The 22,294-nt window shown below is 60.7% G+C and carries 23 protein-coding genes; 9 read left to right on the top strand and 14 right to left on the bottom strand.

What is annotated here, in order from left to right; translation table 11 throughout:
• Positions 1–83: 83 nt before the first annotated feature.
• Positions 84–1,058, bottom strand: coding sequence for a bifunctional riboflavin kinase/FAD synthetase (locus tag AC1DV6_RS03910; RefSeq protein ID WP_477975318.1), 975 nt, complete (start codon positions 1,056–1,058; stop codon positions 84–86).
• 172 nt (positions 1,059–1,230) lie between these two features.
• Between AC1DV6_RS03910 and AC1DV6_RS03905 the strand changes: the two genes are divergently transcribed.
• Positions 1,231–1,788, top strand: a complete 558-nt coding sequence (locus AC1DV6_RS03905) for an HNH endonuclease (RefSeq protein WP_477975316.1) — start codon at positions 1,231–1,233, stop codon at positions 1,786–1,788.
• The gene (locus AC1DV6_RS03900; RefSeq protein WP_477975314.1) at positions 1,788–2,183 is read left to right on the top strand and encodes a methylglyoxal synthase; all 396 of its coding nucleotides are present in this window, start codon (positions 1,788–1,790) and stop codon (positions 2,181–2,183) included. The genes AC1DV6_RS03905 and AC1DV6_RS03900 overlap by 1 nt, the downstream gene beginning before the upstream one ends.
• On the opposite strand, the gene AC1DV6_RS03895 is transcribed toward AC1DV6_RS03900, so the two are convergent.
• Genes AC1DV6_RS03895 through AC1DV6_RS03875 form a run of 5 tightly spaced genes read right to left on the bottom strand, consistent with a single transcriptional unit; the run spans position 2,180 to position 7,154 of the window.
• On the bottom strand, positions 2,180–3,187 hold the full coding sequence (locus AC1DV6_RS03895) for an LLM class flavin-dependent oxidoreductase (protein WP_477975312.1): 1,008 nt from the start codon (positions 3,185–3,187) through the stop codon (positions 2,180–2,182). The genes AC1DV6_RS03900 and AC1DV6_RS03895 overlap by 4 nt on opposite strands.
• Before the next feature lie 59 nt (positions 3,188–3,246).
• The gene (locus AC1DV6_RS03890; protein ID WP_477975310.1) at positions 3,247–4,077 is read right to left on the bottom strand and encodes an SDR family NAD(P)-dependent oxidoreductase; all 831 of its coding nucleotides are present in this window, start codon (positions 4,075–4,077) and stop codon (positions 3,247–3,249) included.
• Positions 4,074–5,189 (bottom strand): acyl-CoA dehydrogenase family protein, encoded by a 1,116-nt coding sequence (locus AC1DV6_RS03885; RefSeq protein ID WP_477975308.1) that lies wholly within the window; start codon positions 5,187–5,189, stop codon positions 4,074–4,076. The genes AC1DV6_RS03890 and AC1DV6_RS03885 overlap by 4 nt, the downstream gene beginning before the upstream one ends.
• 16 nt (positions 5,190–5,205) lie before the next feature.
• On the bottom strand, positions 5,206–6,387 hold the full coding sequence (locus tag AC1DV6_RS03880; protein WP_477975306.1) for an acyl-CoA dehydrogenase family protein: 1,182 nt from the start codon (positions 6,385–6,387) through the stop codon (positions 5,206–5,208).
• Positions 6,388–6,446: 59 nt separating this feature from the next.
• Complete coding sequence (locus AC1DV6_RS03875; protein ID WP_477975304.1) at positions 6,447–7,154, bottom strand: YceH family protein; 708 nt, start codon at positions 7,152–7,154, stop codon at positions 6,447–6,449.
• 13 nt (positions 7,155–7,167) lie between these two features.
• Here AC1DV6_RS03875 and purN point away from each other — a divergent pair, with 13 nt between their 5' ends.
• Complete coding sequence (gene purN, locus AC1DV6_RS03870) at positions 7,168–7,752, top strand: phosphoribosylglycinamide formyltransferase (RefSeq protein ID WP_477975302.1); 585 nt, start codon at positions 7,168–7,170, stop codon at positions 7,750–7,752.
• A 57-nt stretch (positions 7,753–7,809) separates the two neighbouring features.
• Here the strand turns inward: purN and AC1DV6_RS03865 are convergent, their stop codons facing one another.
• From AC1DV6_RS03865 to AC1DV6_RS03845, 5 genes are all read right to left on the bottom strand, one after another.
• Positions 7,810–9,012, bottom strand: a complete 1,203-nt coding sequence (locus AC1DV6_RS03865; protein WP_477975301.1) for an ABC transporter permease — start codon at positions 9,010–9,012, stop codon at positions 7,810–7,812.
• Positions 9,012–9,764: an ABC transporter ATP-binding protein gene (locus tag AC1DV6_RS03860; protein WP_477975299.1), complete on the bottom strand. Its 753-nt coding sequence runs from the start codon at positions 9,762–9,764 to the stop codon at positions 9,012–9,014. The genes AC1DV6_RS03865 and AC1DV6_RS03860 overlap by 1 nt, the downstream gene beginning before the upstream one ends.
• Positions 9,761–11,122, bottom strand: coding sequence for an efflux RND transporter periplasmic adaptor subunit (locus tag AC1DV6_RS03855; protein WP_477975297.1), 1,362 nt, complete (start codon positions 11,120–11,122; stop codon positions 9,761–9,763). Before AC1DV6_RS03855 ends, AC1DV6_RS03860 begins: the two co-directional genes overlap by 4 nt.
• A 29-nt stretch (positions 11,123–11,151) precedes the next feature.
• A complete protein-coding gene (locus AC1DV6_RS03850) occupies positions 11,152–12,558 on the bottom strand; it encodes an efflux transporter outer membrane subunit (protein ID WP_477975295.1) in 1,407 nt (468 codons plus the stop codon).
• 211 nt (positions 12,559–12,769) lie between these two features.
• A complete protein-coding gene (locus AC1DV6_RS03845) occupies positions 12,770–13,003 on the bottom strand; it encodes a DUF1653 domain-containing protein (protein WP_477975293.1) in 234 nt (77 codons plus the stop codon).
• An 81-nt stretch (positions 13,004–13,084) separates the two neighbouring features.
• Between AC1DV6_RS03845 and AC1DV6_RS03840 the strand changes: the two genes are divergently transcribed.
• Both AC1DV6_RS03840 and AC1DV6_RS03835 read left to right on the top strand, forming a co-directional pair.
• Complete coding sequence (locus tag AC1DV6_RS03840) at positions 13,085–14,356, top strand: RsmB/NOP family class I SAM-dependent RNA methyltransferase (protein WP_477975291.1); 1,272 nt, start codon at positions 13,085–13,087, stop codon at positions 14,354–14,356.
• A 141-nt stretch (positions 14,357–14,497) separates the two neighbouring features.
• Positions 14,498–15,712: a DesA family fatty acid desaturase gene (locus AC1DV6_RS03835; RefSeq protein ID WP_477975289.1), complete on the top strand. Its 1,215-nt coding sequence runs from the start codon at positions 14,498–14,500 to the stop codon at positions 15,710–15,712.
• A 423-nt stretch (positions 15,713–16,135) separates the two neighbouring features.
• Here the strand turns inward: AC1DV6_RS03835 and rpmG are convergent, their stop codons facing one another.
• The 3 genes from rpmG to trxB all read right to left on the bottom strand — a co-directional run bounded on the left by rpmG (position 16,136) and on the right by trxB (position 17,635).
• On the bottom strand, positions 16,136–16,306 hold the full coding sequence (rpmG, locus tag AC1DV6_RS03830) for a 50S ribosomal protein L33 (protein ID WP_477975287.1): 171 nt from the start codon (positions 16,304–16,306) through the stop codon (positions 16,136–16,138).
• An 11-nt stretch (positions 16,307–16,317) separates the two neighbouring features.
• A complete protein-coding gene (gene rpmB / locus AC1DV6_RS03825; protein ID WP_413895984.1) occupies positions 16,318–16,551 on the bottom strand; it encodes a 50S ribosomal protein L28 in 234 nt (77 codons plus the stop codon).
• A 130-nt stretch (positions 16,552–16,681) separates the two neighbouring features.
• A complete protein-coding gene (gene trxB, locus AC1DV6_RS03820; RefSeq protein ID WP_477975285.1) occupies positions 16,682–17,635 on the bottom strand; it encodes a thioredoxin-disulfide reductase in 954 nt (317 codons plus the stop codon).
• Between the two features lie 92 nt (positions 17,636–17,727).
• On the opposite strand from trxB, the gene AC1DV6_RS03815 reads away from it, so the two are divergent.
• Genes AC1DV6_RS03815 through AC1DV6_RS03800 form a run of 4 tightly spaced genes read left to right on the top strand, consistent with a single transcriptional unit; the run spans position 17,728 to position 22,253 of the window.
• Positions 17,728–18,402 (top strand): Crp/Fnr family transcriptional regulator, encoded by a 675-nt coding sequence (locus AC1DV6_RS03815; RefSeq protein WP_477975283.1) that lies wholly within the window; start codon positions 17,728–17,730, stop codon positions 18,400–18,402.
• A 41-nt stretch (positions 18,403–18,443) separates the two neighbouring features.
• Positions 18,444–20,771 carry a DNA translocase FtsK gene (locus AC1DV6_RS03810; protein WP_477975281.1) on the top strand — a complete coding sequence of 776 codons (2,328 nt, stop codon included), beginning with the start codon at positions 18,444–18,446 and terminating at the stop codon, positions 20,769–20,771.
• A gap of 4 nt (positions 20,772–20,775) precedes the next feature.
• Positions 20,776–21,408: an outer membrane lipoprotein periplasmic chaperone LolA gene (gene lolA / locus AC1DV6_RS03805; protein WP_477975279.1), complete on the top strand. Its 633-nt coding sequence runs from the start codon at positions 20,776–20,778 to the stop codon at positions 21,406–21,408.
• A gap of 32 nt (positions 21,409–21,440) precedes the next feature.
• Entirely contained in the window at positions 21,441–22,253 is an 813-nt protein-coding gene (locus tag AC1DV6_RS03800; protein ID WP_477975277.1) for a helix-turn-helix transcriptional regulator, read from the top strand.
• Positions 22,254–22,294 lie beyond the last annotated feature (41 nt).

Here is a 22,294-nt window from a genome sequence, read left to right as displayed (position 1 = left end):
TCAAAAGAGGAAGGGCACACGGCAAATGCGCCGTGCTGCGGAATCAGTGGTGACGCGGGGCCAGGTGCGTCTGCGAAGCCCCGTCAAATTCGGGCAGCAAGCCAGGCACGTGCGTCATCGCAGTCCTGGCGTATACCCTTTGTCAGGGCATCCAGACCGTCGTACTTCAGCTCGTCGTGCAGTTTGTGTAGCAGTTCCACACGGATGATTTTACCGTAGGCCCCCTCCGGCCCCAGGTTGTCGGGCCAGTCCAGGCAATGGGTCTCCAGCAACACGCGTCCGCCATTGACATCATTGGCATCCAGCGAAGGGCGCACGCCCAAGTTGGCGACACCCGCCAGCGGCTTGTGCGACAAGCCATGCACCTGCACAACAAAGATGCCGCCAGCGGCGGGTTTCCAGTGGGCAAAGCGCAGATTCAGCGTCTTGAAGCCCAGCGTACGACCCAGCTTGCGGCCGTGGACCACGTGGCCAGAAATGCAATAGGGACGGCCCAGCAGGCGTGCAGTCGCAGTCATATCGCCCCGGCCCAATGCTTCACGCACCGCAGAACTGGAGACGCGCAGGCCATGGACTTCGTAGCTGTTCATCCGCGCCACATCAAAGCCTTGTTTGTCCCCAGCGGCGTCCAGCAGCGCGTAATCTCCCGCGCGTTTGGCACCAAAGCGGAAGTCATCGCCCACCAGTACATAGCGTGCTCCCAAGCCCTGGAGTAACACTTTGTCAATGAACTCCTGCGGGGATTGGCCCGCCAGTCGGGCGTCAAATGGCAGCACCACCGTTTGATCCACGCCACAGCGTGCCAGGTCTTCCAGCTTGTCGCGCAGCGTGCCTACGCGGGCCGGCGCCAGCTCGGGCTTTTGCAGCAGGGCCGCAAAATAATCGCGCGGATGCGGCTCGAAGGTCAGTACGCAACTGGGCACGCCACGCTGTTGTGCCTCGCTCTTAAGTAGCGCCAGCATGGCCTGGTGGCCTCGGTGTACGCCGTCAAAATTGCCAATCGTCAGGGCGCACGCCGGTGCGATACCGGGGTGATGAAAACCGCGAAAAACCTTCATGGATTTTGTTATCTTTTTGATAGCAGGCTGCGCACACTCAATAAGCGCTTGAAGCCAATTTGTCACAGAAACAGGGTATATTGTGACTTAGCGGCACCCTGTGCGACCACAGGCGAGCCGGACGAGAGATTTGCAGGCCAGTTTGTTCATTTATTGACGAAAGGTGCGTTGCGTGAAAGTCTTGAAGTTGTCGGCCCAAGGGCTACCCCAATCCTGGATTTCGCTGGAACAGGCGGTGACGCACTATGCTGCGGACGAAGTGCGCTGGGAGGTCGGAGGCGAAGTCGCGGTGTTCCATGGTGGACACAATGCCGTCACCGGCCAGCAGTCCATCATCCGGGTCAGCAGCATCATCGGTACGCGCGGCGTCCCCAAGATCAATCCGTTCAACCTGCGTCCGGGCCTGACCAACAGCAAGCTTTTCAAGCGAGACCGCAACATCTGTGCGTACTGCGGCGATCTTTTTCATGAAGACGTCCTGACCCGCGAACACATCATTCCGTTTGCCCAGCAAGGCATAGACAACTGGATGAATGTGGTGACGGCCTGCCGCCCCTGCAACCACCGCAAGAGCAGCCGCACACCCGAACAGGCGCATATGCCGCTCTTGTACACGCCCTATGTGCCCAGCCTGTGGGAAGACTTCATCCTGCGCAACCGCCGCATCCTGGCGGACCAGATGGAGTTCTTGATGGCGCATGTGCCAAGCTCTTCGCGCCTGCTGACCTGATGCCGGCAACTGCCAAGCCGCGCATCGCGCTGATCGCCCACGACCACAAGAAAAACACCATGGTCGAACTCGCCCGAGAGTTCGCGCCGTTCCTGCGCCAATGCACGCTGTGCGCCACTGGCACCACGGGTGGGCGTCTGGTCGCTGAAGTGGGGCTGGACGTAGAACGTTTGCTCAGCGGGCCTATGGGCGGCGATTTGCAGATTGGCGCGCGGCTGTCGCAAGGCGAGATCGACGCTGTGATCTTTTTGCGCGACCCGATGACACCGCAGCCGCACGAGCCGGATATCAATGCGCTGGTGCGCGCCTGCGATGTGCACGATGTGCCGTGCGCGACCAACCTGTCCAGCGCGCGGCTGGTGTTGCAGCAACTGTCCGAAAAGACCTGGGCCTAGGCCGCTTGCAGGCCGACTGCAGCGGCGGCAATGTCCAGCGAGCGCAGCCGCTTTTCGCCGTCGAACACATCGCAGACCAGCATCATTTCATCGGCTTGCGTAGCCTCCTGCAGTTGCGCAAGGCCAGCGCGTACCGTGTCAGGCCCGCCAATCACGGCGGCTGCCAGAAAGTCGCCGATCGCCGCGCGTTCCTGTGGGTCCAGACCCTGCACAAAGTTGGCAACCGGCGCAGGCAGTGGCCTGCGGTCGCCGCGCAGAATGCCCAGTACGCGCTGGTAGATGCTGCTGGCGAGAAACTCCGCTTCGTCGTCCGTCTCTGCCGCCACCAGCGGCACGCCGATCACCACATACGGTTCGGCCAGCGTCAGCGATGGTTTGAAGTTCTGCCGGTACATGGTTATCGCCTGCATCAGCAGGCGCGGTGCGAAGTGCGATGCAAACGCATAGGGCAGGCCGCGTTGCGCCGCCAGTTGCGCGGAAAACAGGCTGGAGCCTAACAACCAGATCGGCACGTTGGTGCCAGCGCCAGGTGTGGCAATCAGGCGCTGGCCGGGCTCAGCGGGCGCCAGCAGATGCTGCAACTCCATCACTTCGCGGGGAAAGTCTTCTTCTGTCTCGGTCCGGTTGCGCCGCAGCGCGCGCATCGTCGGCTGGTCGGTACCGGGCGCGCGGCCCAGCCCCAGGTCAATTCGGCCGGGATACAGCTCGGCCAGTGTGCCAAAGGCTTCGGCCACCACCAGCGGCGCGTGGTTGGGCAGCATGATGCCGCCCGAGCCAATACGCATGCGCTGCGTCCGCCCGGCGATATGGCCGATCAGCACAGCGGTGGAAGAGCTGGCAATGCCCGGCATGTTGTGGTGCTCGGCCAGCCAGTAGCGGGAGAAGCACAGGGATTCGGCGTGCTGTGCGGTGCGCACCGCAATATCCAGCGCCTGGGCCACGGTGCCGCCTTCGCGCACGGCCACCAGGTCCAGCATGGAGAGGGAAATTTTCTTTGCAGTCATGCGGGAATTGTCCCGCGGCTGCAGCAATGCCGCTTGGAGATGCCGCAAAACCCTAGTTGCTAAAGGCGATCCAGCCCGAACAGTGCGCGCATTTTTTTGTCCAGCGCGCGCGTGGGCAGCAAGCGCTTGAGCATGGGCAGGCGCGTGCTTTGCGCGCCGTGTTTGCTGATCGGTGGCGGCGGGTTGGCGAGCAGGTCGTTGACCACATCGCGGGCAAATTCCTTGGCCGGTGTTGCGCCGTTTTGCGACAACTGGGCGCGCTTCTCGATGAACTTGGCGATGGGCTGGTACAGCGATCCGGCAGGCAGGCGCACCTTTTCCTGCCCCGCGTTGCCGAAGTTGGACGCAATGCCACCGGGCTGGATGGTCACGACCTGGATGCCCAGCGGCACCAGTTCCATGCGCATGGCATCGCCAATCGCATTGAGCGCAGCCTTGCTGGCGCAGTAGGCGCCGGCGAACGGCGTGGTGACGATGCCGGAAATACTGCTGACATGGGCGACGCAGGCCGCGCTGCTCTTGCGCAGCAGCGGCACGAAGGCCTGGGTCACCATCACCGGTGCGACGACGTTGGTTTCAAACTGCGCGCGTAAATCTTCGGCACTCAAATCCGTCATCGCGCCAAACTGGCCATAGCCTGCGTTGTTGACCAGGATGTCGATGTGGCCGTGGCTGGCCTGCACGCTGGCAACCGCCTGCGCGATCGATTGCGCGTCATTCACGTCCAGCGCCAGCGTCGCCATACCGGCGGCGGCATGCGGCGCGATGCTGTCCAGCTTGCGCGCAGTCGCAATGACCTTGTGGCCACGCGCATGGAACTCCTGCGCCAGCGCGGCACCGATGCCGCTGGAGCAGCCGGTGATCAGTACCGTGCGGGCGTTGGCTGTCATGCAAATGCCCCGGCAGTGTCCTGCATGCGCGCAGACACTTCACCCAGGTGGTGCAGGCTGTCGCCAAACGTCATTTCCATTTGCGTGAGGCGCTTGAAGTAGTGGCTCACGATGTACTCGTCTGTCACGCCAATGCCGCCGTGCAGTTGCACCGCCTGTTGGCCGACAAAGCGCATGCTCTGGCCCAACTGGTACTTGGCGCGCGCCATTGCAGCGCGGCGCTCTGGCGCTGGAGCGTTGAGTTTCAATGACGCGTAGTAACTCATCGAGCGCGCCAGTTCCAGTTGCATCTTCATGTCTGCCGCGCGGTGGCGCAGCGCCTGGAAGCTGCTGATCACCACACCAAACTGCTTGCGCGTGTTCAGGTATTCCGCGGTGATCGCCATGGTCTTGTCCATCACGCCCACGGCTTCTGCGCACAGCGCGGCAATGCCGATGTCCACCGCGTGTTCCAAAGCGGCCAGGCCGTTGGTGGTAACCAATGTGGCGGGGGCATTCTTGAGCGCGACTTCGGCGGCACGGCCGCCATCTTGCGTGCCGTAGCCGCGTGTGGTGACACCACTGGCTTTGCGCTCGACCAGGAACAGCGCGATCTGGCTGTTGATTTTGGCGGGCACCAGGAATGCATCGGCGTGGTCACCCACGGGAACGACGCTCTTGGTCGCGTTGACCACATAACCACCGGGCGCTTGCGTCGCTTTGGCTTCGCACGCGTCGAGCTTGTAGCGGGCTGCGCGCTCTTGGTACGCCAGCACCACCAGCGCTTCGCCACTGGCAACCTTGGGCAGCCATGCGGCCTTGGTCGCGGCGTCGCCGTAACCTGCAATGACGCCACCGGCGATTAGTGATTGCGCCAGCGGTTCCATCACAATGCCGCGCCCCAGCTCTTCCATCACCACCATGCCTTCAACCGGGCCCATGCCCAAGCCGCCGTCGTCTTCAGGCACATAGAGGCCGGTCAGGCCCAATTCGGCAATCTCGGTGAAGGCCGCGCGGTCAAAGCCACCGGCCTTCTCAATTGCCTGGCGGCGCTCGAAGGTGTAACCCTTGTCCACCCATTTGCGCACGGCGTCGCCGAGTTGGACCTGGTCGTCAGAAAAATCAAAATCCATTTTTATCTCCTTGTTCTTAACCCAGGACAACCTGGGAGACGATGCCGCGTTGCACTTCGTTGGAACCACCGTAGATCGTGGTCTTGCGCAGATTGAAGTAGGTCGACGTCAGCGGCGCGTTGCCCACCGCAGCGCCGGGGAAGTCGCCTTGCCATCCGGCTTCCATCGCTTCGCGGATCAGCGGGATGGCGTAGGGGCCAGCGGCCAGCATCATCAGTTCGCTGTAGCGTTGCTGGATTTCGCTGCCGCGAATCTTGAGCAGACCCGCCACGTCCAGCGACTGCTTGCCAGAGGCTTCGCCTGCCAATACGCGCATCACCATCATTTCCAGCGCAATCACATCGACTTCCAGCTTGGCGATTTCGTCGCGGAAGCGGGTGTCTTCCCAAACGCCTTCGGTCTTGGCGATGCGTTTCAGGCGCTCCAGCTCGCGCTTGGTGCGGTTGACGTCGGCGATGTTGGTGCGTTCATGCGAGAGCAGGTGCTTGGCATAGGTCCAGCCCTTGTTCTCTTCGCCGATCAGATTCTCTGCGGGCACTTCGACGTTGTCGAAGAACACCTCGTTCACTTCGTGGCCGCCGTCCAGCATGATGATGGGGCGCACAGTGACACCTGGGCTCTTCATGTCGATCAGCAGGAAGGAAATACCGGTTTGCGGCTTGCCTTCGGAGCTGGTGCGCACCAGGCAGAAAATCCAGTCGCCAAACTGACCCAGTGTGGTCCAGGTCTTTTGGCCGTTAACGATGAATTTGTTGCCTTGGCGCTCGGCCTTGCATTTGAGCGACGCCAGATCGGAACCGGAGCCCGGTTCGCTGTAGCCCTGGCTCCACCAGACTTCGCCGCTGGCAATGCCGGGCAGGAAGCGCTTTTGCTGCTCGGGGCTGCCAAAGGCCATGATCACCGGTGCCACCATCACCGGGCCGAAGGGCAGCACGCGCGGCGCACCGGCCAGCGCACACTCTTCTTCAAACAAATGCTTTTGCACCGAGTTCCAGCCCGGGCCGCCAAACTCCTTGGGCCAGGCGTGGCCTAGCCAGCCTTTTTTTCCGAGGATCTTGGCCCAGCGCTGCATGTCTTCACGGCTCAGGTGCAGCGCGTTGTGTACCTTGTGCGAAATGTCCTTGGGCAGGTTCTCTGCCACCCAGGCGCGAATCTCTTCGCGGAATTTTTGTTCTTCGGGGGTAAATGCCAAATCCATGGGGGGTCTCCGATATGTTCTCTAAATCGACTACTTCGCTTTTTAGCACGGTCGTTCGTTTATTCCTGTCCAAACGGCGACAAGCCCAGCTCGGTGTGCAGTTTTTGCAGGATTTCACGCAACTGAAGCACTTCGGCTTCCAGCTTGGCGATGCGCTCCAGTGCGGAGGCGCCGCCCGCGTTGCCAGCACCTGCGGGAGCAACGCCGGTCTCAACCGGCCCACACAGCAAATGGGCCCATCGCTGCTCTCTGGCACCCGGTGCCTTGGGCAGCTTGACTGTTAATGGTCCGCCTTTGGCCTCTGAGCGCTCTTGCAACTCTTCCAGAAAGCCTTCTACCGACGAGACATCCGCAAACTTGTACCAGCGTTCGCTGTTCAGCCGCAGCTCTGCCGCCGTTTGCGGCCCGCGCAGCATCAACAGGCCCAGTAGCACGGCCGATTGCTCCGGCACGCCCATGCCGCGCTGGAAGTTGTGTTCAAAGCGGGCCGTGCGCCCGCCGCTAGTTTCACGCGCCAAGTCGGCTTCCTTTAAGGCTTCCAGCGCGCTGACGACGTCGGATTCGAGCAGCTCCATGAAAGGCTCACGGCTGGTTTTTTGGTTGCAACCCAGTACGAGGGAGTTCAGCGACAGCGGATAACTGTCGGGCACGGTGCGGGCCTTCTCCATCAACGTGCCCAGTACGCGGGCTTCAATGGGGGTGAGTTGCAAGGACGGCGGAGCGGGGGCGTTGGGTGTGGGCGAGTCGTTGAAAGAGGGCATTGTCATAATTCGGGCCGGTATGAAAAACATCGTCATTTTGATCTCAGGCAGCGGCTCCAATATGGCGGCTATCGTGAACGCTGCCAAACGCGACAACTGGAAAGACCTTTGTGACGCCCGTGTCGCTGCGGTGATTAGCAACCGCGCGGACGCTCAGGGCTTGCAGTTCGCTCGGGAACAGGGCATTGCAACCGAGACGCTGGATCACAAAGTCTTTGCCTCGCGTGAGGACTATGACGCAGCCTTGATGCAATTGATAGACAAGCATGAAACACCAGGACACCCCGTGCTCGTGGTGCTGGCGGGCTTCATGCGCATCCTGACACCAGGCTTCGTGGGTCATTACGCCGGAAGATTGGTCAACATCCATCCCTCGCTGCTGCCTGCTTTCTCCGGATTGAAGACGCACCAACGTGCGATCGACGCTGGCTGCAAGGTCGCGGGCGCCACGGTGCATCTGGTGACTGCCGAACTGGACCATGGCCCTATCCTCGCGCAAGCCGTGGTGCCGGTGTTACCCAATGACACAGCGGACAGCCTAGCCGCCCGCGTGCTGAGCCAGGAGCATCGCATCTACCCGCAGGCCATCCGGGAGTTGCTATAAAAATAGGAGCTGCTTACGCACGTTCTATGCGCGCTGCAGGCCTTTTTAATAGGTAAATCACTCGTGGCGCAGGGCTTCTATCGGATCCATGCGCGCCGCGCGCCGCGCCGGAAAGTAGCCAAACAAAACGCCGATACCTGCCGAGAACACGAACGACAGAACGTTCACACTGAGGTTGAACACGTAAGGCACCTGCATCACTCCCGCCAGCAGCAGCGATGCGGCGGTGGCCAGCACGATGCCGACGATTCCGCCCAGTGACGAAAGCACCACAGCCTCGATCAGAAACTGCAACAGCACCTCGCGCTCCAGCGCACCAATCGCCAGCCGCAGGCCGATTTCGCGCGTGCGCTCGGTCACGCTGACCAGCATGATGTTCATGATGCCAATGCCGCCCACCAGCAGGCTCACCGCCGCGACCGCACCGAGCAGCGTGGTCATCACCTTGGTCGTGCCCGAAAGCGTGTCGGCCAACTGCTTGGTGTCCAGCACATTGAAGTTGTCTTCGTCGCCATCGGCCAGCTTGCGCCGCTCGCGCAGCAGTTGTGTGAGGCTGGCCTTCAGGCGCGTGGCATCGCTGTCGTCGGCCATCGACACCAGCAGCGTGTTGACGCGGTTGTTGCCGGTGATGCGGCGCTGCAAGGTCTTCATCGGCACCAGCACTACGTCGTCCTGGTCGTTGCCAAAGCTGCCCTGGCCCTTGGAGGCCAATACGGCGACGATCTCGCAGGAGATTTGTTTGACGCGCAGTTGCTCGCCGAGTGCCGGGCGCGACCCATACAACTCGCGCCGCACCGTCTCACCAATCATGCAGACCGCAGCACCGGCTTGCAGCTCGGCGTCGCTGAATTCGCGGCCGTCGGCCAGCGCCCAGTTGCCGGTGGTCAACCAGGCGTTGGTGCTGCCAACGACATTGCTGCTCCAGTTGCGACCATTGGCCACCAGCGTCGCCGCGCTGCGCGCTTCGGGCGCCACGGCGGCAATGCCGCCGATCTGTCCTGCAATCGCGTCGGCATCCGTATCCTTGAATGCAGGCGCACCGCCGGAGCCCGGCCCGGTGCGCTGGCCCGGGCGAATTTGCAGCAGGTTGGTGCCCAGGCTGGAAATCTGGTTTTGCACAGCCAGCGTCGCGCCGTTGCCTAAAGTCACCATCGTGATCACGGCGCTCACGCCAATCACGATGCCCAGAATCGTCAGAAAGGAGCGCAACAGGTTGCGCCGTATCGAGCGCAGCGCCAGCCACAAGGTGTTGAGCAACATCAGCGCACCTCTGCCGTGTCGGTTTGCGTCGCGGCGGTACGGCCTAGCGCAGTCGGATGCGCGTTCGGTATGTCGCTCTCCACGACACCGTCGACAAAACGGATGATGCGTTTGGCATAGGCGGCCATGTCCGCTTCGTGCGTGACCATCAGCACGGTGATACCCAGGTTCACATTCAGACCCCACAGCAAATCCATAATCTCGCCGCTGCGCTTGGTGTCCAGGTTGCCGGTGGGTTCGTCGGCTAACAACACTGCAGGTTCGGTGACGATAGCCCGAGCAATCGCCACGCGCTGCTGTTGCCCGCCCGACAGCTCGGCAGGCGTGTGGTGTTCCCAGCCCGCAAGGCCGACCGAGGCCAATGCTTTGCTCGCCGCCGCGCGGCGTGCGCTGGCCGATTCGCCGCGGTACAGCAAAGGCAGCTCCACGTTCTCTTGCGCCGAGGTGCGCGCCAGCAGGTTGAAGCCCTGAAACACAAAACCCAGATAGCGGCGGCGCAGGCGCGCGCGTTGGTCGCGTGTGAGGTTTTCCACGTGCACACCGTTGAACAGGTATTCGCCGGTAGTCGGGCTGTCCAGGCAGCCCAGCGTGTTCATCGCAGTGGATTTGCCGGAGCCGCTGGGGCCCATGATGGCGACAAAATCGCCCGCTGCAATGTTCAGGTCCACGCCCTTGAGTGCCTGCAGCGCAGTATCACCTTGACCATAGGTCTTGGTGACGCCTTTGAGGGCGATCAACGGGATGTCGCTCATGGCGCCTTGCCGCTACGCTGGTCGGTGATGACCTGCATGCCCGCCTGCAAATCGCCGCTGATGACTTCGGTCATGCGCCCGTCGGTGATGCCAGTGGTGATCGCCAGTGCGGTCGGCGTGCCGTCACGCAATATCCAGACTTGCTTGTTGGGGTTGCCGCCGCCGCCCGCGGTTTTGGTGCGCTGGCCGCCACGCGGCATGCGCGGCATCAGGCTACCGACGATGCCGCTGCCGCCACTGGGTGCGGCCCCTTCTGCGCGGGCCGGCTTGCCTTGCGCGGGCGCAGATGCGGGCGTGAAGCGTAGCGCCGTGTTGGGCACCAGCAGCACGTTATGCCGCTCGGTCGAGGTGATCGTGCTGGAGGCCGTCATGCCCGGGCGCAGCGTCAGGTCGCTGTTGTCCACTTCCAGTTGGGTGAGATACGTCACAACGTTGTCGGTGGTGGTGGAGCCATAGGCGACTCGGGTAGTGGTCGCGGGGAATTTGCGCGATGGATAGGCGCTGACGGTGAACGTGGCTTTTTGACCGACCTGCACCGAGCCGACATCGGCTTCGTCGATGTTGACCTGCAGGCGCAGCTTGCTGAGGTCTTCTGCAATCGTGAACAGCGTGACGGCTTGCAGCGACGCGGCCACCGCATTGCCGGGGTCTACCGTGCGGCTGAGCACCATGCCGTCGATAGGAGAGCGTATCGAGGCTTTGGATAAATTAGTCTCATCGGTAGACGCAGTGGCTTGTGCCTGCACGACATTGGCGCGGGCACTGGCTTCGTCGGCGACGGCGCGGTCCAGTGTGGCGCGTCCCGTGTCCAGCTCGGCCTTGGAGGGAACTTTGCCACCCGACAGGCGGGCTACTTCTTCAAGGCGTGCGAGGTTGCTGCGTGCCTCTTTAACAGTGGCAGCCGATTGCGCAACGCCGGAGTTGGCCGCACCCAGTGCGGCGCGCGAACGGGTTACCTGGTCCACCAGTTTGGCCGTATCCAGTTCCACCAGCACCTGGCCTTTTTTGACTTTGTCATTGACATCTACCAGCACGCGCAACACGGTGCCCGACAACTCGCTGCCAATGCTGACCAAACGCGTGGGCTGCAAGGTGCCATTGGCCGCGACGGTGAGCGTCAGGTTGCCCTGGGTCACCGGCTCGGTCGCATAGACCGGCGCAGCATTGGCTTTGCTGCGTGCCTGCCAGAAGAAAAACAGGCCAACGCATACCAGCACCGCGAGCAGCGTGCCCCATACCGAGGTGCGGCGCCACCAAACCTGCGGTGGACCTTCGTCCAGTAGCGCCTGCACGGCGGCGGTAGAGGGCAGGGCTCTGTTGGGCGCCGTGTCCGGGGTGGGGTCGAGAGGGTTGGTCATAGTATTTTTTTGTTTGGGAAATGAGGTTGTTACACCCAGCCACCGCCCAGCGCCTTGTACAGGCGCACATGGTCGGCGCTGATGTTGGCGCGTGCGCTGGCAACCGCGTCTTGTGCGCCCATCACGGTGCGCTGGGTTTGCAGCACAACCTGGAAGTCGATCAGTCCGCTGGCATAGCGCTGTTGGGCCATCAGCGCGGCATTGGCAGACGCCTGGGCTGCAGCTTCCAGTCGCACTAGCCGTGCGCGGTCGCCGCGCAGCGCAACCAGCGCGTCTTCAACGTCCTTCAGCGCCGTGAGCACGGTGGCTTGGTAAGCCACGCGGGCCTGCTCCAGCGATGCTTCCTGTACCCGCACCTGGGCGCGCGCCGCGCCGCCGTCAAACAGCGGCACCGACACGCTGGCAAGCAGCGAACTGACCACTGATGCGCCATTACTCAGTCCAGCCAAAGTCAGCGCATTCAGCCCAACCGAGCCGCCAATCGAAAAACTGGGGTAGCGCGCCGCTTCGGCCACGGACACCCGCGCCAGCGCGCCGCTGATGCGGTGCTCGGCAGCACGCACGTCGGGCCGTTGGCGCAGCGTTTGCGCGGGAATAGACAACGCCAAATCTTCGGGCGCAAGCGGAATGGGTTGCGCTGTTTCCAATTGCGCTCGCAAAGCATCAGGCGCTTGCCCGGTCAGCAGGGCAAGCGCGTGCTGCGTCTGCGCGATGCTTGCTTGCAGCAACGGTATTTGTGCACTGGTCTGCTCGGTACTTGTGCGGGCCTGTTCGACTTCCAGCGCGGTAATCAGCCCGGCTTGTTGGCGCCAGTCGGTCAGTTGCAGGGTCTCCTGCTGGCTGGCGAGGTTGCTGATCGCGATGGCCAGTTGCGCCTGTTGCTCGCGCAGTTGCATGTAGTCCAGCGCCACCTCGGCGGCAACTGATACCTGAACATCGCCCAGCGATGCTTCAGAAGCCAGCGTGTCGGCTTTGGTGGCATTCAGCGCGCTGTGCTGGCCACCGAAGATATCGGGCTCCCAGCTTGCGTCCAGGCCCACGCGGACACTGCGGTTGGGGTCGTTGCTGTCGGTCTGGCCCTGTTGTGCGGAAGCCGATGCGGACACGCCAGGCAACAGGCGGGCACTGCCTACATCCTGCAATGCACGCGACTGTTGCAGCGCCGCTTGCGCCGAGCGCACGCTGGTATTGGTTTGCAGTGCCTGGGTGACCAGGCTTGTCAGCAGAGGGTCGTTGAAGCGTTGCCACCATTGCGCCAGCGCGGTGGGCGATAAGGGCTGCGTAGAGGCGGACCACGCCGCGGGAATGGCAAGGCCGGCATTGGGGTCAGTTTGCGGTGCCGTCGAGGCGCACCCTGCGAGTGAGAATACCAGTGCGGTGGACCACAAAAGGTGCGACTTGTTGCGCAGAGGTGCGTGAAATTTGGATGAAGGCATGGAACTTTCAATCTACAGAGAACTTCCGAGATGGAATGTTCGCTGCAGCACAGTTCCCATTCTTCAGAGCCACATGCGATTGCGATGTAGGCTTTGTAAAGATGCGTGAAACAGATGCGCAAGACGTGTCTTGACCTCAGTTCCACTCGCTAATTGCTATCAAAAAAGAAGCTGCTTACGCACGTTCTACGGGCGTTGCAGCCACTTTTATCTAGATTTTTGCGAATCGAGGCTGGCGCACACCTTCAATGACCACTTCTTCCAGAAACATTGCCGCAGGCCGCACCCACAGGCCATGCTCGCCATACAAAGCGCGGTACAGCGTCATCGGCTCCAGTGTTTCACTATGGCGCACCGTGTCGATGACTTCGTATTCCATGCCCTTGTAATGGCGGTAGCGCCCGGGCGGTGTCTCAATCAATGGGGGGAGTTTTTCAGAATTCATGTGGAAACCTTCGCACTTTGTGCTGCGGTGTTATTCGCCTTGGGAACGGCCCGGCGGCTCATCATGGGACAATCCTAGCCTATGCACCCAAAAGCCTTGCTTGACGCCTGTTCCGAACTGGTCCGTCTCACCCTCAAATTCGACCATCCGGCTGACGCCATCGTTTCCCGTTTTTTCCGCGACCACCGAGGCCTCGGGCCGCGCGAGCGCGCCACCATGGCGGAGACGGTCTACACCGTGTTGCGCAAAAAGCAGTTGTTTGACCATCTGGCGCCCTCTGGCAGCGGCCCCAAAGAGCGGCGCATGGCGATCCTGGGCTTTTATGGCCCTGGCGATTTCCTGCGCAGCGCGCTGACAGAGCAGGAAATCAACTGGCTGGACCAGTGTGAGAAGGTCAAACCCGAAGATCTGATGGAGCGCCATCGCCACAACCTGCCTGAATGGCTGGTGCAGCCGCTTAAAGAGCAGGTGGGCGACGGCTTCTGGCCACTGGTCGAGAGCTTCAACCGCGGCGCCGGGCTGGATTTGCGGGTCAACACCTTTAAGTCCAAGCGCGCCGATGTACAAAAAGAGCTAGCCGCTTCCGGCATCAAGGCCGTGCCAACGCCATATTCCCCGTGGGGCCTGCGCATTGCTGGCAAGCCGGCATTGAACAAACACGAAGCCTTCATGCGCGGCGACTTTGAAGTGCAGGATGAAGGCTCGCAACTGTTAGCCATGCTGCTGGACGCCAAACGTGGCGAGATGGTGGTGGACTTTTGCGCGGGTGCCGGCGGCAAGACGCTGGCGATTGGCGCTGCAATGCGCAGCACGGGCCGCCTCTACGCCTTTGACACCTCGGCAGGGCGGCTGGACTCCTTCAAGCCCCGCATGGCGCGCAGCGGCCTGTCCAACGTGCATCCGGCGGCGATTGCCCATGAGCGGGATGACCGGGTCAAGCGCCTTTCCGGAAAGATGGACCGGGTGTTGGTCGATGCGCCGTGTACCGGCATGGGCACCTTGCGCCGCAATCCGGACCTGAAATGGCGTCAGGACATCAAGGCGGTCGACGAAATGACGGTCAAGCAGACCGCCATTTTGCAAAGCGCGTCCCGCATGACCAAGTCCGGCGGCCGTCTGGTCTATGCGACGTGCAGCGTTTTGCCGCAGGAAAACGAAGCCATTGCCGAAGCGTTTAGTGCAGCCAATCCCGATTTTGTGCCGCTGAATGCGGGAGACGTCCTGACCGAATTGAAGGTCGAGAATGCCCATTCTTTGTGCAGCGGCGGTGAAAATGGGGCTTTATATTTGCGTTTGTGGCCCCATTTGCATAATACGGATGGATTTTTTGCCGCGATTTGGCAAAAAAAGTGACTTATTTGACGTAAGTTAATGAACTTTGGCTTCATCCGGATTTAATCTGGTCAAAATGTAACCTACCGCTTAAAATTACATGTTGGCTGCCGGAGCCCTTATCCGGCAATTCCGAATTATTTCAAGAGACTGGAAAACTCCATGCTGTTACCTGACTGGGCTGTATTGAATGCAGCGATTGAGTGGCTCGCCCACGGTACTTGGGACCTTGCCTGGTGGCAAATCGTTCTGTTTACCTTGGCGATGACGCACGTCACCATGATCAGCGTGACTGTATTCCTGCACCGTCACCAGGCGCACCGTGCGCTGGACCTGCACCCGATTGCATCGCATTTTTTCCGCCTCTGGCTGTGGTTGACCACTGGCCAAGTGACTAAAGAGTGGGCTTCCATCCACCGCAAACACCACGCCAAGTGCGAACAAGAAGAAGACCCCCATAGTCCTCATGTGTACGGTATCAAGACCGTGCTGCTGCAAGGCGCCGAGCTGTACCGCAAGGAATCCAAGAACAAGGAAACCATGGCCCGTTATGGCCACGGCACGCCTGACGACTGGATTGAGCGCAATCTGTACACCCGCTATTCGTGGCAAGGCGTAGGCCTGATGATGATCATCAACCTGTTCCTGTTCGGTATCGCTGGTCTGGCTGTCTGGGCAGTTCAAATGGCTTGGACGCCTATTACTGCCGCCGGCATCATCAATGGTGCGGCCCACTTCTGGGGTTACCGCAACTTTGAAGCGCCTGACCAAAGCCGCAACATTTCCCCTTGGGGCATCATCATTGCCGGCGAAGAGTTGCACAACAACCACCACACCTACCCCACGTCGGCCAAGCTGTCCGTCAAGCCCTACGAGTTTGATATCGGTTGGATGTACATCACCATGATGCAAGCGGTCGGTCTGGCCAAAGTCAAGAAGACGCCACCCAAAGCTGCTTACGGTTCAATCCGCCCCGTGGCTGATGAAAAGACACTGGAAGCCCTGATCGCCAACCGCTACGAAATCATGGCCACTTACGCCAACGGCATGCGTGCAGCCGCACGTGCCGAGCTGGCTGCCATGAAGGCCCGCAGCGCCGATGCGTCTGTGATCAAGGCGGCCAAGCGCTGGATGCACCGTGACGTTGAGAATGTGCCTGCTTCTGCTGCGCCTCAACTGGCCAAGGCCCGCGCTGAGTCCCCGATGCTGGACAAGATGGTGGTCATGCGCGAAGAACTGCGCCAGATGTGGCTCAACACCACGGTGTCACGCGACCAGCTGATCCTGGATCTGCAAGCCTGGTGCCGCCGTGCTGAAGAGAGCGGCATCGCTGCTCTGCAAGAGTTCTCCATGAAGTTGCGGGCGGCGCACGTTTAAGCGGCACCTCGCTATCTCAAGAAAGCCCGTTTTTTAGCTGGCTTTTTTGTGCCTGCTGTTTTTGCCGGCCTTCGGGGACTTCCCCTCTGGATCAGGCGTGTCGGGTACTCTTTTTCGTACGTGTCCCCCGCGCCGTGAGGGCGCTCCTCCTTGACCTCCCGAAAAAGAGCACCCAACCCACCTGATCCCGCTCGGTGCTGGCACGCCAGTGACCCGAAGTCATGTCCCGCGTGCCATTTGCTCAAGCGGATGGTGCGGGGTAAGCCCCATTGCGAAATCAAGGAGGAGGGGCCCTCACGGCCCCGGGGGACATTCGCTTTGGGGCTTATCCCGCACCGTCTGCGGGCGAGAGAGAACGCGGGGCAAAGTCCAGACGTAAAAAAGCCCGCATGTAGCGGGCCTTCGTTCAAGGGTGAGCCTGAATTACTTCAGCTTCATTTCCTTGTAGTCCACATGCTTGCGAGCGACTGGATCAAATTTCTTGATCAGCATCTTCTCGGGCATGGTTTTCTTGTTCTTGTCGGTCGTGTAGAAGTGACCGGTGCCAGCTGTAGATTCCAGCTTGATTTTTTCGCGTCCGCCTTTGCTTGCCATGGTGTTACTCCTTAAGCTTGGCCACGTGCGCGCAGGTCTGCGAGCACAACATCAATACCGTTCTTGTCGATCAGACGCAAACCGGCGTTGGAAATCCGCAAGCGGATCCAGCGGTTTTCGGTCTCGACCCAGAAACGGCGGTATTGCAGGTTCGGCAGGAACCGGCGCTTGGTTTTGTTGTTGGCGTGGGAAACATTGTTTCCGACCATTGGGCCTTTGCCCGTAACTTCACATACGCGTGCCATGTGGACACTCCGATATAAACGGCTATTACTGGCGACTTCTCTTCACAGAAATGTCTCGCTCTAGCCTCACCTCGCCAGAAAGGGTGGCGGTAACCCGATTGCTGTTTTCAGCAAAGCCTTGGATTATAGCCTAACTGTCCTGATCCAGAAAACGCTGGGCATCCAGGGCCGCCATACAGCCCGTTCCGGCGCTGGTAATCGCCTGGCGGTAGACGTGGTCCTGCACGTCGCCCGCAGCGAATACGCCGGGGATGCTGGTCTGGGTGGCAAAACCCTTGAGACCGCCTTGGGTGATGATGTAGCCGCCCGCCATCTCCAGTTGGCCTTGGAAGATTTCGGTGTTGGGAGCGTGGCCAATGGCGATAAAGCAGCCCTTGAGCGTGATGTCTTCGGTGCTGCCGTCCTTGGTGCTCTTGATGCGGATACCGGTCACGCCGGAGGCGTCGCCCAGCACTTCGTCTAGCGTATTGAAGGTCTTTAGCTCAATCTTGCCTGCGGCAACACGTTCCATCAGCTTGTCCACCAGAATGGGTTCGGCCTTGAACTTGTCGCGGCGGTGCACCAGGTAGACCTTGCTGGCGATGTTGGACAGGTACAGCGCTTCTTCTACGGCCGTATTTCCGCCGCCGACCACGCAGCAGATCTCATTGCGGTAGAAAAAACCGTCGCAGGTGGCGCAGCCCGATACACCGCGGCCCATGAAAGCGGTCTCGGACGGCAGGCCCAGGTATTTGGCCGACGCGCCGGTGGAAATGATCAACGAGTCGCAGGTGTATTCGTCGGTATCGCCTTTGAGCGTGAACGGGCGTTTGCTCAGGTCGACCGCATTGATGTGGTCAAAGATGATTTCGGTCTTGAAGCGCTCGGCGTGCTCCTGAAAGCGCTGCATCAGCTCAGGCCCTTGCACGCCATTCACGTCGGCTGGCCAGTTATCGACTTCGGTGGTGGTCATCAGCTGGCCGCCCTGGGCCATGCCGGTGATCAGCACGGGGTTCAGGTTGGCGCGGGCAGCGTAGACAGCCGCGGTGTAGCCTGCGGGGCCGGAGCCCAGAATCAGGACTTTGGCGTGTTTGGATTGGGACATGGGGTTCTTTCGGGTGCAAAAGGCGAGGAATGCCGTGTACAGTTTGGGGCGATTGTAAGAAACCTTCACAGGAAGAATCTGGAAGCCACGCAATGTCAATGTTGAGCAACCTGGATTTAATCCGCAGGGTCTCCCTGTTCTCGATGCTGACCCCCGCCCAGGCAGAGTCGCTTGCCAATGTCGTCACGAAGCGGCGTTACAAGCGAGGTGAGGTCATTGTTGAAAAAGGCAAGATATCCAACGCGCTGTTCATCATGCTGTCGGGCAAGGCCCGGGTTGTGATGATTGATGCCAAGGGCCGCGAGGTCATTTTGGCCACGTTACAGGCGGGGGACTATGTCGGCGAGATGAGCCTGATCGACAGTGAGCCCCATTCAGCCACGGTGCAGGCGGAGGTTCTTTGCGACGTGCTGATCCTGGGACGCGGCGACTTCATGACCTGTCTGATGGACAACATGTCCATGGCCTACGCGGTCATGCGCGGTCTGGTGCAGCGCCTGCGTGCGGCGGACCACAAAATCGAGTCGCTCGCCCTGCAGGGCGTCTATGGGCGGGTTGCCAATGTGCTGCTGGAGTCTGGCGAGCCCGATGGCACGGGCGCCTTGATCATCAAAAGCAAGGTATCCCGGCAGGACCTGGCCAAGATGGTCGGCGCTTCGCGCGAAATGGTCAGTCGCGTCATGAAAGATTTTGAAGAAACCGGCTTTATTGAGACGCTGGATACCGGTGTCGTGCGTGTCTGGGAGCGACGTGCGCCCCAGAGTTGACGCGCGCGCGGTTGCGGTAAGCTAAGGGCGACGGTTCTTTCATGACTTATTCGCTCCATACCCTTCAATCCCCTTCTTCTCAGCCGCCTGAGGCACCTACCGGCTTGGGCCGCTTCGCCAGTGAAATCGCGCTAACGCTTGGTTTCGTCATGCTGACGCTTTGGCTGTTGGCCTTGCTCAGTTATTCACCGATGGACGCTGCCTGGTCCACCTCGGGTGCTGGCGGGCGCATCCTGAACCGCGCTGGCCGCCTGGGCGCCTGGTTGGCAGACGTCAGCTACTTTGTGATGGGATTTTCAGTCTGGTGGTGCGTGGCTGCGGCGTTGCGGCAATGGCTGTCGGTGCTGGCGCGGCGCCTGCGTGGCGATGAATGGCTGGAGGCCCGAGCCGCGGCGCCTGCGGGCTGGCTTCAGCGCACTGCTTTTTGGGGTGGTCTGGCGCTGCTGATGTATGGCAGTACGTCGATGGAATGGGCGCGCCTTTACAGCCTGGAGTCACGTTTGCCAGGTCACAGCGGCGGGGCTTTGGGCTACATGCTGGGGCAGTGGAGCGTGCAGTGGCTGGGCTTTGCTGGGGCCGGACTGGTGTCCATCGTCTGCGGCGTGGTGGGTGCGGCGCTGGTGTTCAATTTCTCATGGATGCGCGTGGCCGAGCGCATGGGCGGATGGATCGATTCCATTTTTGAATCGCAGCGCGAAAAGCGTGAGCTGGAGCACGATCTTGAGATTGGCCAGCAAGCCCTGCGTGAGCGCGAAGAGGTTTACATCGAAGAGCGCGAAGAGGTGGAGATGCACCACCCGCAACCGGTTGTCATCGAGCCGGTGATCGTCGACCTACCGCAGAGCGTGCGCGTGGCCAAAGAACGCCAAAAGCCGCTGTTCAGCGAAATGCCGGACAGCAAGCTGCCGCAAGTGGATTTACTCGATGGCGCGCAACTGCGTCAGGAAACTGTCGCTCCCGAGACGCTGGAAATGACCAGCCGCATGATCGAGAAGAAGTTGAAAGACTTTGGCGTCGAAGTGCGCGTGGTGCTGGCACAGCCTGGGCCGGTGATTACGCGCTACGAGATTGAGCCCGCTACTGGTGTGAAGGGCTCACAGATCGTCGGTCTGGCCAAGGATTTGGCGCGCAGTTTGAGCCTGGTGTCGATTCGCGTGGTGGAGACCATTCCCGGCAAAAACTACATGGCGCTGGAACTGCCCAACGCCAAGCGCCAGAGCATCAAGCTGTCCGAAATTCTGGGCTCGCAGGTTTACAACGACAGCAAATCCATGTTGACCATGGGCCTGGGCAAGGACATTGTGGGCAATCCCATCGTGGCCGACTTGGCCAAGATGCCCCACGTGCTGGTGGCCGGGACCACGGGCTCTGGCAAATCCGTCGGCATAAACGCAATGATTTTGTCCTTGCTGTACAAGGCCGAGGCCCGCGACGTACGGATTCTGATGATCGACCCCAAGATGCTGGAGATGTCGGTCTACGAAGGCATTCCGCATTTGCTGGCGCCGGTAGTCACCGACATGCGTCAGGCCGCGCACGGGCTGAACTGGTGTGTGGCCGAGATGGAGAAGCGCTACAAGCTGATGAGCAAGATGGGCGTGCGCAATCTGGCGGGATACAACGTCAAGATTGATGACGCCAAGGCACGCGGCGAGTTCATCTACAACCCCTTCAGCCTGACACCTGAAAGTCCAGAACCCTTGCAGCGCCTGCCGCATATCGTGGTGGTGATCGACGAATTGGCCGACCTGATGATGGTGGTCGGCAAGAAGATTGAAGAGTTGATTGCACGTCTGGCACAAAAGGCGCGAGCTGCCGGCATCCATTTGATTTTGGCGACGCAGCGCCCCAGCGTGGACGTGATTACCGGCCTGATCAAGGCCAATATTCCGACCCGTATTGCGTTCTCGGTGGGCTCCAAGATCGACAGCCGCACCATCCTGGACCAGATGGGTGCCGAAGCCCTGCTGGGCATGGGGGACATGCTCTACATGGCCAGCGGCAGCGGTTTCCCCGTGCGCGTGCACGGAGCCTTTGTCAGCGACGAGGAGGTCCACCGCGTTGTAAGTTATCTAAAGAGCCAAGGCGCGCCGGACTACATCGAGGGCGTGCTCGAAGGCGGCACGGTCGATGGCGAAGACGGCGAGGGTGGTGCGGACAGTGGCGGCGAGAAAGATCCGATGTACGACCAGGCCGTGGAAGTGGTTCTGAAAAACCGCAAGGCCAGCATCTCGCTGGTGCAGCGCCATTTGAAGATTGGCTACAACCGCGCAGCGCGACTGGTGGAAGACATGGAAAAAGCCGGATTGGTCAGCGCGATGAGTGGCAGTGGACAGCGAGAGATTCTTGTCCCCGCTCGCAACGAATGAAAGAATGATGAAACTAATTGCTCTTGTTTTGATAGCTGCTTACGCAATACCTGCGGGCGCTGGCGGCCTGGAGAGCTTGGAGAGCTTCGTCAAGACAGTCAAATCTGGCAAGGCTGACTTCACGCAAGTCGTTACTTCGCCAGCCAAAGACGGGCAGGCGCCGCGTAGCAAGGCCTCCAGTGGAACGTTTGAATTCTCCCGTCCTGGGCGCTTCAAGTTCGTCTACAAAAAGCCGTTCGAACAAACCATCGTGGCCGATGGGCAAACGCTGTGGCTCTATGACGTGGACCTGAACCAAGTCACCGCACGTTCACAAGCGGCAGTATTGGGCTCCACACCGGCCGCCGTGATTGCATCTGCGCCTGATCTGCGGGCCTTGCAGGCCGATTTCACGCTGCAGGCCGCTCCGGATAAGGATGGCATGGAATGGGTGCTTGCCAGTCCCAAAGCGAAAGAGGGTTCGCTGCAAAGCGTGCGCGTTGGATTCAAAGGCGCGGCATTGGCCGCGCTGGAAATTCTGGACAGCTTTGGCCAGCAGTCACGTTTGAGCTTTGGGGCTTTCTCGGTCAACTCCGGGGTAGATGGCTCGGCTTTCCAATTCAAGCCGCCCGCCGGTGCCGATGTGATTCGGCAATAGCGCGAGCTGCACTTATATTCGCCGGGTCCGAAATGCAATTTCATGTGCGCGGCAATACCCACGCACAGACCCGTACTCCTGCCTATGACCTGCGTCTGATGGTGCCCAACCGTCCGGCCCACGAGATTGCAGTGCACCGGCATGACGATGCCCATCTGATCCTGGTGGTGCGGGGCGAATACCAGACCAGCGCTGCCCGCCAAGCAAAGCTGCATGCAAGTGAACCTTTGTTGGTGCTGAACCCTCCCCGCACCGAGCATGTGGATTGCTTTGCCGCAACACAGGTTTTGCAGCAGGCGCAGTTTTTCTCTTTGACACTGTCTGCGGATACCTGGTTTCAGGCCAGCCGCGCCATGGAGTTGCCGACGGCACCCAGCGCCGTTGGGGGCGCTGCAGCTCGCCATATCGCCGCGCTCTGGGCAGATTGCATGAACGCAGGAACAGATATGGACTGCGCCTTGACGGATGCGCTGGCGCCATTCAGCCAGGATGCCGCAAGCCTTTCACGCAGCTCGGCGCGATGGGTGCGGCAGGTGCAGCGCCACTTGCGCGATCAGGTGGTGGATGGTCAGGACACTGTACGGATGGCCGAGGTGGCTGCGGATTTGGGCGTGCATCCCGTCTATCTGGCCCGGGCCTTTCGCAAGCATCTGGGTGTGAGTCCGACTGCGTATGTGCGGGCCGTACAGCTGGACAAGGCAGTAGCGCTGCTGATGCAAAACCGCATGCCGCTGCTGGAGATCGCGCTGGAATGTTTGTACTTCGACCAGGCGCATATGGCCCATGCCTTCAAGGCGGCCTATGGCTTGTCGCCCTCGGCCTTCAGGTCGCGCAAACTGCAGTAGGGCGAGGGCGATGCCAATCGCGTGGCTGGTTTGTTCCGTAC

The sequence above is a fragment of the Rhodoferax sp. P2_H8_2 genome, assembly GCF_056403235.1.
The sequence above is the reverse complement of the archived record's forward strand: the minus strand, read 5'-3'. Positions and strand labels throughout refer to the sequence as shown.

Bases quoted from the DNA above. Each gene is read 5' to 3' on its own strand.
- AC1DV6_RS03910 (WP_477975318.1), bottom strand. From the start codon at position 1,058: ATGAAGGTTTTTCGCGGTTTTCATCACCCCGGTATCGCACCGGCGTGC.
- AC1DV6_RS03900 (WP_477975314.1), top strand. From the start codon at position 1,788: ATGCCGGCAACTGCCAAGCCGCGCATCGCGCTGATCGCCCACGACCAC.
- AC1DV6_RS03895 (WP_477975312.1), bottom strand. From the start codon at position 3,187: ATGACTGCAAAGAAAATTTCCCTCTCCATGCTGGACCTGGTGGCCGTG.
- AC1DV6_RS03890 (WP_477975310.1), bottom strand. From the start codon at position 4,077: ATGACAGCCAACGCCCGCACGGTACTGATCACCGGCTGCTCCAGCGGC.
- AC1DV6_RS03885 (WP_477975308.1), bottom strand. From the start codon at position 5,189: ATGGATTTTGATTTTTCTGACGACCAGGTCCAACTCGGCGACGCCGTG.
- AC1DV6_RS03880 (WP_477975306.1), bottom strand. From the start codon at position 6,387: ATGGATTTGGCATTTACCCCCGAAGAACAAAAATTCCGCGAAGAGATT.
- AC1DV6_RS03875 (WP_477975304.1), bottom strand. From the start codon at position 7,154: ATGACAATGCCCTCTTTCAACGACTCGCCCACACCCAACGCCCCCGCT.
- purN (WP_477975302.1), top strand. From the start codon at position 7,168: ATGAAAAACATCGTCATTTTGATCTCAGGCAGCGGCTCCAATATGGCG.
- AC1DV6_RS03865 (WP_477975301.1), bottom strand. From the start codon at position 9,012: ATGTTGCTCAACACCTTGTGGCTGGCGCTGCGCTCGATACGGCGCAAC.
- AC1DV6_RS03860 (WP_477975299.1), bottom strand. From the start codon at position 9,764: ATGAGCGACATCCCGTTGATCGCCCTCAAAGGCGTCACCAAGACCTAT.
- AC1DV6_RS03855 (WP_477975297.1), bottom strand. From the start codon at position 11,122: ATGACCAACCCTCTCGACCCCACCCCGGACACGGCGCCCAACAGAGCC.
- AC1DV6_RS03850 (WP_477975295.1), bottom strand. From the start codon at position 12,558: ATGCCTTCATCCAAATTTCACGCACCTCTGCGCAACAAGTCGCACCTT.
- AC1DV6_RS03845 (WP_477975293.1), bottom strand. From the start codon at position 13,003: ATGAATTCTGAAAAACTCCCCCCATTGATTGAGACACCGCCCGGGCGC.
- AC1DV6_RS03840 (WP_477975291.1), top strand. From the start codon at position 13,085: ATGCACCCAAAAGCCTTGCTTGACGCCTGTTCCGAACTGGTCCGTCTC.
- AC1DV6_RS03835 (WP_477975289.1), top strand. From the start codon at position 14,498: ATGCTGTTACCTGACTGGGCTGTATTGAATGCAGCGATTGAGTGGCTC.
- rpmG (WP_477975287.1), bottom strand. From the start codon at position 16,306: ATGGCAAGCAAAGGCGGACGCGAAAAAATCAAGCTGGAATCTACAGCT.
- rpmB (WP_413895984.1), bottom strand. From the start codon at position 16,551: ATGGCACGCGTATGTGAAGTTACGGGCAAAGGCCCAATGGTCGGAAAC.
- trxB (WP_477975285.1), bottom strand. From the start codon at position 17,635: ATGTCCCAATCCAAACACGCCAAAGTCCTGATTCTGGGCTCCGGCCCC.
- AC1DV6_RS03815 (WP_477975283.1), top strand. From the start codon at position 17,728: ATGTCAATGTTGAGCAACCTGGATTTAATCCGCAGGGTCTCCCTGTTC.
- AC1DV6_RS03810 (WP_477975281.1), top strand. From the start codon at position 18,444: ATGACTTATTCGCTCCATACCCTTCAATCCCCTTCTTCTCAGCCGCCT.
- lolA (WP_477975279.1), top strand. From the start codon at position 20,776: ATGATGAAACTAATTGCTCTTGTTTTGATAGCTGCTTACGCAATACCT.
- AC1DV6_RS03800 (WP_477975277.1), top strand. From the start codon at position 21,441: ATGCAATTTCATGTGCGCGGCAATACCCACGCACAGACCCGTACTCCT.